The following is a 13620-nucleotide window of genomic DNA, read 5'->3' as shown; positions in this document are numbered from 1 at the left end:
TACTTTTTAAATTTCGGAGCAAAACACCTTGAATAGTCAGTACGTATTATATGTAGTTGTATTTATTGCTGTTTTGCTTTCGGGGTGTTCATCTCGCCATATTCCTGCTCCTGTTAGTAGCCTCAATACTAATGTTAATGATTTTCAAAAAGGCATTAACATTAATGGAAATAAATACACAGTACAAAAGGGTGATACTTTATATTCCATTGCCTTTAGTGCAGGGCAAGATTTTAGGTCGCTTGCAAAAAACAATTCAATTCCATCACCTTATGTTATTTATCCTGGGCAAGTTATTTCGCTTGCAGTCACCAGTAGCCATGCGGTTGCTAGCAATTCACCCGTTAAACAAAAAATAACACCCACTAAAATAAAACAAAAAACTAACAAAAAATTAAAGAAAAATCTTGATCAGCCGAAACAACGAGAGTATGTTCGAAAACAAGCCAATGAAATAGTTAGTAATGCTAAACCTTCGTCGAGCAGTAAAGTAAAGTGGTTTTGGCCTGCAAAGGGCAAAGTGACTAAACGCTTTTCTAATAAGGAAAACGGTTACAAGGGTTTACAGATTACTAACCGTACAGGGGCTTCAGTTTTAGCCGCAGCACAAGGAACGGTGGTGTATGCGGGTAATGCGCTTCGAGGGTACGGTAATTTAATCATTTTGAAACATAATGATGATTACCTAAGTGCTTATGCACATAACTCGAAACTACTTGTTAGAGAAAAGCAGAAAGTTAAGGCAGGACAAAAAATAGCAGAAATGGGCAAGTCAGAATCTTCGGTCACTGCGCTTCGTTTTGAAATTCGCTACCGTGGGCAAGCTGTCAATCCTGCTAAATACCTTCCCTAATTTTTAGGTATTGATAATTGCTCGGGAGAAGGCTTATGGCTAACGCAGCAAAACTTGACAAAAACACCACCGACGAAAAATTTGATGACACCTCAGTAGAAGAAACTGCAGCATTACTTGAAGAGGTTGATAACGAAGAAGAGATATTTGCAAAAGAGGAAGTAACTAAAAACCTTGATGCAACCCAACTTTATTTAGGAGAAATTGGTTTTTCTCCCCTACTTAGCGCTGAAGAAGAAGTCTTTTTTGCCCGCAAATCGCTACGTGGATGTGAAGCATCTCGCAAGCGTATGATTGAAAGTAACCTACGTTTAGTTGTAAAGATTGCCCGCCGTTATAACAACCGAGGATTAGCACTTCTAGATTTAATTGAAGAAGGTAACCTAGGTTTAATTCGCGCTGTTGAAAAGTTTGACCCAGAACGCGGTTTTAGATTTTCGACTTATGCAACGTGGTGGATACGCCAAACAATTGAACGCGCCATTATGAATCAAACGCGCACAATTCGCCTGCCAATACATGTAGTTAAAGAATTAAATGTTTACTTGCGTACAGCACGCGAGCTGACACAAAAGCTAGACCATGAGCCAACTGCTGAAGAAATTGCTGAAAGCTTAGGTAGACCCGTAGAAGACGTAACTAAAATGCTACGCTTAAACGAAAAAATTGCCTCAGTTGATATGCCAATTGGCGGTGAGAACGACAGCGCACTGTTAGACATTATTGCCGATGAAAAAAGCGCAGGCCCTGAGGGCGAAGTTCAAAACAACGATATTAACAAACATATTGTTGATTGGTTAGGTGAGTTAAACCCTAAGCAACGTGAAGTATTAGCGCGTCGCTTTGGTTTACTTGGCTATGAGCCATCAACACTTGAAGATGTTGGCCGTGAAATTGGTTTAACGCGAGAGCGCGTAAGACAAATTCAGGTAGAAGCATTACGTCGTTTAAAAGATATTTTACAACAAGAAGGGTTAAGCACAGAAAGTTTGTTTGACCAGTTCTCGTAATTCCCTTTTATATGTCTATGTGTTTAAAAGCTGAAGGATAAAACCTTCAGCTTTTTTTATGACTTACGACCCCCAAGAAATACTATTTACAGTATTATCAGCCTCTTAACCACCGCTCAAGTTACCTATATTCAAAGTAGTGCTTTTAATTTATAAAGAAGTTCGTGTGCTTGACGCGGCGATAGGTTATCAGGGTCAATGGCACTGAGCTGCTCCTCAACTTCAGAAGGCTCAGGCGCAGGTAACTCATTAGCAAATGAAAACGCCTGTTGCTCAGCATTAGGCGCTGTTACACTTTGGTGATTTTCGAGCAGTTTAAGCTTTTGTTTTGCTTGGGCTATCACGGCTTTAGGCACGCCGGCAAGCGCTGCGACCTGTAAGCCAAAGCTTTTACTTGCTGCACCATCAAGCACAGTATGCATAAATGCAATGGTGTCGTTGTGCTCTATGGCATCTAAGTGCACATTCACCAGCCCAGTTTTTTGCTCGGCAAGTTCCGTTAATTCAAAGTAGTGCGTAGCAAATAATGTTTTAGCAGATATTTTTTGTGCCAGATGATCAGCCGTTGCATAAGCAAGTGATAAGCCATCGTAGGTACTGGTGCCTCTGCCTATTTCATCCATTAATACCAAAGATTGCGCAGTTGCATTATTTAAAATTGTGGCGGTTTCAGTCATTTCTACCATGAAAGTAGAGCGACCAGAAGCTAAATCATCGCTTGCACCAATGCGAGTAAATATACGGTCAATATTACCAATTTTTGCACTATCAGCAGGGACATAACAGCCAATATGCGCCATCAATACGATAAGTGCTGTTTGGCGCATATAGGTTGATTTACCACCCATGTTTGGACCGGTAATAATCAACATTTTACGCTGGCTATTTAGCTCCACAGGGTTGGCAATAAAAGGTTCTTTCATTACTTGCTCTACCACGGGGTGGCGACCTTGTTTAATGCTTATATTGTCATCATCGCATAGCTGTGGTTTAGCATAGTTAAGCGTTTGTGCTCGCTCTGCTAAGTTATTCAATACATCTAAATCAGCTAATGCGCCAGCCATCATTTGAAGCTGTTCAATATGCGGGGCTATAAACTCAAATAGCTCTTCATATAATTGTTTTTCAAGCGCAAGAGCTTTTGATTGGCTGCCAAGCACTTTGTCTTCGTGCTCTTTTAATTCAGGTATTATGTAGCGTTCATTATTTTTAAGCGTTTGGCGGCGAATATAATCAGCAGGTACTAAGTGTGAATTTGCACGACTTACCTCGATAAAAAAGCCATGCACCTTGTTATAGCCAATTTTTAATGTGCTGATCCCGGTGCGCTCGCGCTCTCTAAGTTCTAGTTGCTCAAGTATATCGGTAGCGCCTTTACTCAAATTTCGCCATTCATCGAGTTCGCTGTTGTAGCCTGGTGCAATAACGCCCCCATCGCGAATTAATACTGGTGGGTTATCAATAACAGCACGCTCAAGTAAAGCTTGTAGTTCAGGCAGCTCTGGAGAATGGCGAACAATGCTAGCGATACGCTCATCATTAGCATCGTTTAATAAAGCATGCAGTGGTGCGAGTGCTTGTAGGGCACTGCGCAGTCGAGTCAAATCGCGCGGGCGTGCGGTGCATAAAGCAAGTCGTGCTATTACGCGTTCTATGTCACCAATTTCTTTTAATGAATCGTGTAACTCGACATATAACTGCACATCTAAAATAGCGCTAATGGCATTTAAACGTGAGTTAAGCTCATTTTTATTACGCACAGGTGTATGAATGCGGCGTTTAAGTAAACGCGACCCCATGGCCGTGGCGGTTTTATCAAGTACCTGCGCTAAGGTGTTTTCATAGCCGCCCGATAAATTAACGGTTAGTTCTAAATTTTTGCGTGTTGCTGCATCTAATATAACTGCGTGCTCATTATGCTCAAGCGTAATAGCGCGAATGTGAGGTAGGGCAATACGCTGTGTATCTTTTACGTATTGCATTAAACAACCCGCAGCGACCAAAGCAGCGTGCGCTTTATCTACACCAAAACCAACTAAATCTTTGGTGCCAAACTGCTCGCACAGTAAGTGTTGCGCGGTGTCTAGGTCAAACTCCCACTCAGGGCGTCGGCGTGCCCCTTTTATATGCTCAATTAAATGTGTGTTTTCAAAGCTTTCACAGTATAAAAGCTCAGCGGGTGCTAAGCGCTGTAGGGTTGAAGTAAATGCTTCGTCGGTGTTAACTTCAACTACGTTGAAACGCCCTGAATTTATATCAAGGTAGGCAATACCGTATAGCCCTTTTTTATTTTGCCATACGCTAGTGAGTAAGTTATCTTGGCGTTCTTGCAATAGCGCTTCATCTGAAATAGTACCCGGTGTAACGATACGTACGACTTTGCGCTCTACTGGCCCTTTACTGGTTGCAGGATCGCCAACTTGCTCACATATAGCAACCGATTCGCCCATTTGCACTAAACGAGCTAAATAGTTTTCTACTGCATGATAAGGGACACCCGCCATAGGGATAGGATCGCCGCCGGCTTTACCGCGATGCGTTTGCGAAATATCGAGTAGTTGGGCCGCGCGTTTAGCGTCGTCAAAAAAGAGTTCATAAAAATCCCCCATACGATAAAACAATAAAATATCGCGATGCTCTGATTTTATTTTTAGATACTGCTGCATCATAGGGGTTTGTTGTTTTATAGTGTGCGGTGCATAAAGATCAAACGACATGTATTTACCCAAAGGCTGAATATGGAATTACATCAAGAGATTAAAACACTTGCTGCGCAATTGGGCGTTATTTTAACGGATAAACGCTTATGGATCACTACCGCTGAATCATGTACTGGTGGCGGGGTGAGTTATGCGCTTACAGATACGCCAGGTAGCTCAGGTTATTTGGGCCGCGCATTTGTTACTTATAGTAATGAAGCTAAGCATGAACTGCTTAATGTGGCCAATACTACGCTAGAGCAATTTGGTGCGGTGAGTGAGCAAACAGTAAAAGAGATGGCTTTTGGTGCCGCAAGCGTTGCCAAAGCTGATGTTGCCGTGGCAATTTCGGGCATTGCAGGGCCAGGTGGCGCTACGTTCGATAAACCAGTTGGCTTTGTGTGGTTTTGCATACAAATTGCCAATGAACAATTTACGTTTAAGCAAATATTTAACGGCGATAGAGCGCAAGTTAGAATGCAAGCTATTGAATTTGCATTGAAAAGCACTATCGAGAAGATAAAATTATAAATTTCACTTGATACTGTGATTTCATACAGTATACTTGTTCGCATTAGCCGGATTTGGAGAACAGAATGAACGATAATAAACAAAAAGCGCTGGACGCTGCACTATCACAAATTGAGCGTCAATTTGGTAAAGGATCAATTATGAAACTGGGCGATAACAAAGCCCTAAATATTGATGCTGTATCTACAGGCTCACTTGGGATTGATATTGCTTTAGGCATAGGCGGTTTGCCTATGGGGCGTATTGTTGAAGTGTATGGCCCTGAGTCTTCAGGTAAAACAACGCTTACTTTGCAAGTTATCGCGCAGGCTCAAAAAGAAGGCAAAACATGTGCCTTTGTTGATGCTGAGCATGCTCTTGATCCGGTATACGCACAAAAGTTAGGTGTTAACATTGATGAGCTGTTAGTGTCTCAGCCAGATACCGGTGAGCAAGCGCTAGAAATTTGTGACATGTTAGTACGTTCAAGTGCTGTAGATGTTGTTATTGTCGATTCTGTTGCAGCGCTTACACCAAAAGCTGAAATTGAAGGCGACATGGGCGACTCGCACATGGGCTTACAAGCACGTTTAATGTCGCAAGCACTACGTAAACTTACAGGTAATATTAAACGCTCAAATACGCTATGTATTTTCATTAACCAAATTCGTATGAAAATTGGTGTAATGTTTGGTAACCCTGAAACAACAACCGGTGGTAATGCACTTAAGTTTTACGCATCAGTGCGTATTGATATTCGTCGTATTGGCTCTGTTAAAGAAGGCGATGAGGTAGTCGGTAACGAAACCCGCGTTAAAGTAGTTAAAAACAAAGTTGCACCACCGTTTAAACAAGCTGAGTTCATCATTATGTATGGTGAAGGTATTTCTAAACAAGGTGAGTTAATTGATTTAGGTGTTAAGCACAAAATTGTTGAAAAAGCAGGTGCTTGGTACAGCTACAATGGCAATAAAGTAGGCCAAGGTAAATCAAACTCTATTAAGTTTTTGAAAGAAAACGTAGAAATTGCAGATGAAATTGAAGGTAAGTTACGTGATATGTTGCTATTAAAAGCAACAGTTGAGCCAGAAGATGGCGAAGACGTATTAGGCGCTGAGTCTGACCTTTAAGTGTAAACGTTCTCTAAGCTTGATTTGACCCGAGCTTTAAAAGGCGCTAACCAGCAATGGTTAGCGCCTTTTTGTGTTTAATGCACGCTAAAACTATAACCTTACAGGCTTTAATAGATGCAGTTTAAATAGCACTTAACCATATTTACAGTGAGGCTGGCTAACAAGTTCGCTTTTTAATTGAGGCGCGTAATAAAAGCATGCTATTGCAATTACTTTGCATAAAGTAGATAGCGCAAGGAGGGTGATAAGCGCTTTAACTTAAAGGGGCTTAAAACAAAAACGGCACTAAAAAGTGCCGTTTAAATTTAAAAGCCGTACTTTAAAAAAGCGACTTATAGCTGCCAGTTTACCGATAGCGCGTAGTTACGCGGCGCACCGTAATAACCTTGAGCCCAGTATAGGCTGTGTAGGTATTTTTCATCTGTGGTGTTATTAACGTTAAAAGTAACCCCAACGTTTTCTGTAATTTTGTAGTTAGCCATTAAATCAAGAATACCGTAAGCATCTTGATTCGTGGTTACAAGTGCAGCGCCGGTTGCATCTTCAACTTGTACGCGGCTAACCGAGTCTTGCCAACGATAATTTGCACCAAATGTTAAGCCTTCAACAAATGGTACTTGGTAAGTTGCAGCAAGTTTTAGCTGATTCTCTGGCGTGTAATCTTCAACTAAATCATCACCATCAATACTTAAATTACTAAAACTGATACTTGCACTTAAATCCTCGGTTACTTTACCACTTAATTCAATTTCAAAACCGTCGCTGGTGATACCATCAGCACCATAATAACGAGTATCGCTTGGTAATGAATCAGGTAATGCAACAGCTAGGTTTTCTTGTTTTGCATCAAAGTAAGCAAAGGTTACAAATACTTGGTCGTCTAAAAGCTGTGCTTTTAAACCAATTTCGCTACTTTTACCTGTAATTGGCGCCAATTGCTCAGCATTAATATCAAGCTCTTTTTGTGGCACAAAGGTCTCTGTGTAACTTGCATAGGCTGAAAGCGATTCATTAAAGTCATAAACAGCCCCCACATACGGGATAACTTCGCTGTCGTTACGTGTTTGTTCTACACCATAAGCAGTGCCGGATGTTTCCCAATCAGTGTAACGTACACCTGCTAATACGCTTAGCGGAGCGCTTAATTTAATGCGAGTAGACATATAAGCTGATTGCTGTTTGTTTTCTATGTCACTGCCATTTAAGCCATCAGCAAGGGTTGCTTCAGGTACTACGCCATCCCACGTATCAAGCGAAGGCATGGCTGGGAAGCCGTTGCCCGTGGTGTAATCGTAAAGCGACTGCTCGTTGTAATCCATTTTTGCTTGGCTAACACCAAATGACAGGTCGTGTTCTTGGCCAAATAAATCAAATTTACCGCTGGCGTATAAATCAAATAAATCGTGCTTATCTTCGTAGTCGTAACGGCTTGCGTAACCGGTTAAACCAAGGCCAGTTTCGCTATCTGGTGTGCCATATACGTAAAATAGTTCTGAGTCTTGCTCGTTTTCTATATGTGCGTAACGCGCTGTTGCAACCCACGTAGCCGATAGGTTTTGCTCAAGTGTTACATATACTTGCTCTGCGCTGTTATCCCAGTAAGACCAATCAGATGCCGTACTTGTAGAGGCGTCGTAGTTTGTTGCTGTGCCATCGGTGTAATAAAGAGGGAGTGCGCCCCAAAGTGGGCTATCGGCATCTTTTTGTTGGTTAACATAGTTGATGCTTAATGTCGTGTCGTCGGTTAGCTTGCCTTCGTAAGCAAGATAAGCAATTGTTTTATCTGTTTCGTAACGATCTAGGTATGACTCCGCTTTTTGCTTGGTAAATACGGCGCGCACAGCGTGGTCGTCGTTAATTGGCGTTGAAACATCTACTTCTAAACGCTTGTTGTTCCATGAACCATACGATGCAGATGCATGCGCTTGAGTTATGTAAGTTGGTTTTTTTAATACCATATTTACGGTTGCAGATGGGTTACCTGCGCCAGTCATAAGGCCGTTTGCACCACGTACAATTTCTACACGGTCGTAAATAGACGTATCTAAAGTGCCTTGAATAGAGCCTGAGCTTTGTGGGATGCCTAAACCATCAACCTGAAAGTTTGTTATTTCAAAGCCACGGGCTTTAAAATAAGTGCGGTCAGTTTCTATTTGTTCTACAGTTACACCGGGGGTGCTCTCTAGCACTGAGTTAATATCATCTAGTGAAAAATCATCCATTAAAGCGCGAGAAACAACAGAAATACTTTGTGGGGTTTCTTTGATTGTTAGGCCTAATTTTGTAGCAGATTGCGCATCTTCTGTGATGTAGTTTTTATGATGCTGGCCATACACTGCTATTTTTTCTAATGAGTCATCTGTATTTGTTGTAGTTTCTTGTGCAAATGCATGACCAGATAAAACAAGTGAAGTAATAAGGCTTAGCTTAGATAAACGCAAAATTTGTTGGGACGACATGTGTTTTTCCAATAGGTTCAAAAAAGAAGTGTATAACATAATCTAAATGAGAGTGATTTTCAATAACACGTTTGTTGTTTGTGCAAAATAATTAGTAGTTATCCGAAATTGTGGGGATTTAGTGGATTTTAGCAACTAAATAGCCGCTTAGTTTAGCGCTAAGATAATATTCCTTAATCGCAAAGAGGGTGTTATTTCTGTACAAACTTTTATCTGAGCTCTTCCAAATGCTGCTATTTAAGCTTGTTTAAGTGCTAACCGTGTTTAATTTACTGAAAATCTCAAACAAAAAAGCACCCTTAAATAGCATTACTATCACAGTACTATTAAACCTTTTAAACAGAGTTCAAGTTGTATAGCTAAAAAAAGCGGCCTAAGCCGCTTTATTGTGATCACTATGTTTAATTAAAAATTGTATTTTACAGAAAATTGTAAGCGCTCTAAATCACCGTCAATACCACTTTCTGTTTCGCGCTCGGCATGTTTAAACTCTGCACCAAATGTTAAACGCTTAACCGGTGAGTATAAAATGTTTGCACTAAAGCTTTGGCTTGATTCAACAGGGTCGCCTGATATTGTTAATAGATCGGTGTTGTTGTCAGCACTAAAGAAAGAATATAAGAAGGTTGAGCGCCACTGGCTTGTCCATTTATGTTGATAAGCAACAAAACCAGATGTTGAGTCTATTGCATCAAGCTCATCGCCATTAAGCACTGTGCCATGGGCAACATTTAAGCCCACGTAACGACCAAGGCCTTTACCTTGAGTAAGCATAAATTTAAGGTAATCTTCGCCAAAATTTACACGGCCCGAAGCGCTAATACCAAACGAGGTTTCATCAGCGTCAACATCGCCTACTTTATAAGTAAGTTGGCGAGCAAGTGCTGCAACTACAAAGTTACCCCAATCGGCATTGTGTGTGTAGCGCGCAGTAAAATCAGGAAGTGACGCATCATCTGTTTCTACACGTGCGCCACCTTGTGTGGTAATTGTGCTTTCTGGGTTTTCTAGTGAGAACGACCAAGCACCGGTTGTGTACTTAATTTGCGTTTGGCGAACAAAAACAGTGCCTTCAGCAGGGCCTACAAAATCAAGTGTTTCTGCAAGTGCACCCACGTTTTGAAAGTTTGACCATGTTTGACCAAATAACCAGCCATCGTAAGTTACAAATGCATGGCGAATACGTGGTGCATAAGAGTTTGATACGCGCTCGTTACCGCCAGGGGCTGATGCTAAAAAGTCTAACTCAATTTTAGTTTTAACTGTTTTACCGTTATCCATTAACGTTGACGTACCAAAGTTAAAACGTGACTCACGTGCATGCATATCAAATACGGCATCCGAATCATCGTCATCGCCTACTGGCAGTGTGCTTGGTACGTAAAAATCACGCCCTACATTCGAGCCATCAGGAGCGCCTGCAGAGTAATCACTCCACATTGTATCTAGCTTAATGTATCCGCCGTAAGTAAATTCGGTGTTACCTACTTTAGCTGCAGTTGCCGCATAAGCCGTGCTTGTTAAAGCACATAATACAGCACTCGCTGCAAGAGTTTTTAATGGGGTAAATTTCATTGTGGTGTCCTTTAAAGGCTACTTGTTGTTTGTTGCTTTTTAAACGTTCAAATGTATTACTTGCTACAGGTATTACTTACGAATAAAAATTTATTTATCTTGCATCACGCTACGAGTTCGTTAAATAAGTGTTTAACTTGCATGGCTGCATCATTATTTTAATGTCCGAAAACCACTTTTAAATATGTGCAAAATTTACTCAATTACCTATTGGTCTATAAGACGAAGGTTTAAGAGTAATTCAATGGCCACTTACTTATATTTAACATACTGTATTTCTATGTAAAAAAGTCATGAGCGGCGAGATTATAAACCACAAAATGTTAATTAGAAGGGTTGTACAACTAAGGTCTAATACTTAATAAAGTACTGCTGAGTAATCCTTTAATCATGGCAAGTTATTAAAATGGAGACTGAGATGTCACAAAGTATCTATCCTGTTCCTGCACATATTGAAAAAACGACGTTAGTTGATAACGAAAAATATAATACACTCTACAAACAGTCGATTGATGACCCACAAGGGTTTTGGCGTGAACATGGCCAGCGCTTAGATTGGTTTACTCCGTATACTAAAGTAAAAAACACCTCATTTGATAAAGGCCATATCGATATAAAATGGTACGAAGATGGCGTTTTAAATGCCTCTTATAACTGTATTGACCGCCATTTAAAAACCAAAGCCGACAAAGTTGCGCTTATTTGGGAAGGAGACAACCCAAACCAAAGTGAAAACATTACCTACCAACAATTACATGATGAAGTGGCGCGCTTTGCCAATGGTTTAAAAAAACTGGGTGTACAAAAAGGTGACCGAGTTGCTATTTATATGCCGATGACGCCGCAAGCCATTTACGCCATGCAAGCCTGTGCACGTATTGGTGCTATTCACTCGGTTGTATTTGGTGGTTTTTCTCCCTCTGCCATTGCAGATCGAATTAAAGACTCTGGCGCTAAAGTGGTGATCACATCCGATGAAGGCCGCCGAGCTGGTAATTGTGTTCCTTTAAAAGCGAATGTTGATGAAGCCGTAGCACAAGAGTCGGTGACAAGCATTGAACACGTTATTGTACATCAGCTAACCGGTGGCGAAGTTGATTGGAACGAGCACGATATTTGGTGGCATGAGCTTGTAGCTGACCAACCGGCGCAGTGCGAACCGGAGCCAATGAATGCAGAAGATCCACTCTTTATTTTATATACTTCGGGCTCTACCGGCCAACCAAAAGGAGTTGTGCATACTACAGGGGGTTACTTAGTTTACTCATCAATGACCCACGAATATGTATTTGATTTACAAGAAGACGACGTATATTGGTGTAGCGCCGATGTAGGTTGGATCACCGGCCACAGCTATATAGCTTATGGCCCACTGGTTAATGGCTGTACGCAAGTGGTATTTGAAGGCGTGCCTACCTACCCAACCGCAGGGCGCATGGGGGAGGTGATTGATAAGCACGGCGTAACCATTTTATACACTGCACCAACCGCTATTCGAGCGTTAATGGCCAAAGGCGATGAGCCAACCGCGTCATCTAATCGTCAAAGTTTACGCATTTTAGGCTCAGTGGGTGAACCCATTAACCCTGAAGCATGGACGTGGTATTACGAAAATATTGGTAATGCTAACTGCCCAATCGTAGATACGTGGTGGCAAACCGAAACGGGCGGCATTATGATCACCCCACTGCCTGGTGCCACCCAAACTAAACCAGGCTCAGCAACGCATCCGTTTTTTGGTATTGCGCCGGCTCTATTTGATGCAGAGGGTAATACACTAGAAGGTGCTGTTGACGGTAATTTAGTGATATTAGATAGCTGGCCTTCACAAGCGCGTACTGTTTATGGCGACCACGAACGTTTTGAACAAACCTATTTTAGTGCTTACCCCGGTGTTTACTTTACAGGTGACGGCTGTCGTCGTGATGAAGATGGCTATTACTGGATCACAGGGCGTGTTGATGACGTGCTTAATGTATCAGGGCATCGCTTAGGCACCGCTGAAATAGAAAGCGCGCTAGTAGCTCACGAAGCTGTAGCAGAGGCCGCCGTAGTCGGTTATCCGCATGATATTAAAGGCCAAGGTATTTATGTTTACATTACGCCAAATGAGGGCGTTACTGTAAGTGATGAGCTGACAACTCAAGTACGTAATTGGGTACGTAAAGAGCTAAGCCCAATAGCTTCCCCTGATATGATTCAATGGTCGCCAGGCCTACCAAAAACGCGTTCAGGTAAGATTATGCGTCGAATTTTACGTAAAATAGCCGCAAATGAACATCAACAGCTAGGGGATACATCAACACTTGCAGACCCAACCGTGGTAGATGAGCTCATAGAAAACCGATTAAATCGTTAAATGCGCGTTAAAAACTTGATTACAAGTTGATTCTAAACGTAGTATATCGGCTGTCAGTAAGTACCTTATACCTTATTGGCAGCCGAATTTATTAGGAGCGAACCATGAGTCAGTTTTTAATAGCGGATGATCATCCGTTATTTCGCGAGGCACTAAAAGGAGCATTAAGTGCTAAGTTTGACGATTTAGAGGTATTTGAATCATCAGATTTTGACAGCACACTGCAAGTACTTAGCGAACAAGAAGATCTTGATATATTACTGCTAGATTTACACATGCCAGGTAATGGCGATTTATATGGCCTGATCCGCATTCGCGAAGACTACCCAAGCTTACCCATAGCGGTTGTCTCAGGAAGTGAAGACATAAACATAGTGTCTAAGGTAATGGGTTATGGCGCAATGGGCTTTATTCCTAAGTCATCATCTTCAGATGATATTGCTAATGCTATAAACCAAATACTAGAAGGCGATACGTGGCTTCCAAAAGAGTTAAAAAATAAAGTAGCCGAAATAGAAGGAGAAGACAGAGAAATTGCCGCGCAGGTTGCATCGTTAACGCCGCAGCAATATCGTGTATTGCAATACCTTCATGAAGGGTTACTAAATAAACAAATAGCGTACGAACTACATATTTCTGAGGCAACAGTCAAAGCACACATTACCGCAATTTTTAGAAAACTTGGCGTTTATAACCGTACCCAAGCCGTTCTTATTGCAGCTAAATTACAGCTAGAACCAATAGAGCAAGCTTAAAATATTAAAAGCGCTAAAATTTGTTTATCGTTTAAAATAAATTTAAAGCCGTATGTTTGGTGTTTAGGCAAAGCAGTGTCTAGCTAATGTGCTTATTGCCTGTTTATAGGTGATAAGCGCTTACAAATACCAGATATTCGCTGCTCTGGGTGATATGGCAAGACTGAATAAACTTCAATCCACAAAAGCCAATACACTCAAGCAGCGCTTTTTAAACTTAAAACCTACACGTCATTTACCTTTTATACATGATCTCTTTTGCAAACA

The 13620-nt window shown here is 41.4% G+C and carries 9 protein-coding genes; 6 read left to right on the top strand and 3 right to left on the bottom strand.

Annotated features, from left to right (window positions below; genetic code table 11):
• The first annotated feature begins 28 nt into the window (after window positions 1-28).
• Together PSH48_RS11285 and rpoS are read left to right on the top strand one after the other, a co-directional pair.
• Window positions 29-853, top strand: a complete 825-nt coding sequence (locus tag PSH48_RS11285; RefSeq protein ID WP_273611592.1) for a peptidoglycan DD-metalloendopeptidase family protein — start codon at window positions 29-31, stop codon at window positions 851-853.
• 35 nt (window positions 854-888) lie between these two features.
• A complete protein-coding gene (gene rpoS, locus PSH48_RS11280; RefSeq protein WP_273611591.1) occupies window positions 889-1863 on the top strand; it encodes an RNA polymerase sigma factor RpoS in 975 nt (324 codons plus the stop codon).
• A gap of 131 nt (window positions 1864-1994) precedes the next feature.
• Here rpoS and mutS read toward each other — a convergent pair whose 3' ends face one another.
• Window positions 1995-4580, bottom strand: a complete 2586-nt coding sequence (mutS, locus tag PSH48_RS11275) for a DNA mismatch repair protein MutS (protein WP_273611590.1) — start codon at window positions 4578-4580, stop codon at window positions 1995-1997.
• 21 nt (window positions 4581-4601) lie between these two features.
• Between mutS and PSH48_RS11270 the strand changes: the two genes are divergently transcribed.
• Both PSH48_RS11270 and recA read left to right on the top strand, forming a co-directional pair.
• Window positions 4602-5093 carry a CinA family protein gene (locus tag PSH48_RS11270; RefSeq protein ID WP_273611589.1) on the top strand — a complete coding sequence of 164 codons (492 nt, stop codon included), beginning with the start codon at window positions 4602-4604 and terminating at the stop codon, window positions 5091-5093.
• A 65-nt stretch (window positions 5094-5158) separates the two neighbouring features.
• Complete coding sequence (gene recA / locus PSH48_RS11265) at window positions 5159-6202, top strand: recombinase RecA (RefSeq protein WP_004586193.1); 1044 nt, start codon at window positions 5159-5161, stop codon at window positions 6200-6202.
• A 335-nt stretch (window positions 6203-6537) separates the two neighbouring features.
• Here the strand turns inward: recA and PSH48_RS11260 are convergent, their stop codons facing one another.
• Window positions 6538-8664: a TonB-dependent siderophore receptor gene (locus PSH48_RS11260; protein WP_096739201.1), complete on the bottom strand. Its 2127-nt coding sequence runs from the start codon at window positions 8662-8664 to the stop codon at window positions 6538-6540.
• 405 nt (window positions 8665-9069) lie between these two features.
• Window positions 9070-10239 (bottom strand): DcaP family trimeric outer membrane transporter, encoded by a 1170-nt coding sequence (locus tag PSH48_RS11255; protein WP_273611588.1) that lies wholly within the window; start codon window positions 10237-10239, stop codon window positions 9070-9072.
• Between the two features lie 418 nt (window positions 10240-10657).
• Between PSH48_RS11255 and acs the strand changes: the two genes are divergently transcribed.
• Together acs and PSH48_RS11245 are read left to right on the top strand one after the other, a co-directional pair.
• The gene (gene acs / locus PSH48_RS11250) at window positions 10658-12598 is read left to right on the top strand and encodes an acetate--CoA ligase (protein ID WP_024033109.1); all 1941 of its coding nucleotides are present in this window, start codon (window positions 10658-10660) and stop codon (window positions 12596-12598) included.
• A gap of 104 nt (window positions 12599-12702) precedes the next feature.
• Window positions 12703-13353 carry a response regulator transcription factor gene (locus tag PSH48_RS11245; RefSeq protein ID WP_004586197.1) on the top strand — a complete coding sequence of 217 codons (651 nt, stop codon included), beginning with the start codon at window positions 12703-12705 and terminating at the stop codon, window positions 13351-13353.
• The last annotated feature ends 267 nt before the right edge of the window (window positions 13354-13620 follow it).

This window comes from Pseudoalteromonas sp. Angola-4, assembly GCF_028599265.1.
In the GTDB taxonomy this organism is placed as follows: domain Bacteria; phylum Pseudomonadota; class Gammaproteobacteria; order Enterobacterales; family Alteromonadaceae; genus Pseudoalteromonas; species Pseudoalteromonas atlantica.
Note: the sequence above shows the minus strand (reverse complement) of the source record. Positions and strands in the feature narration are given on the sequence as shown.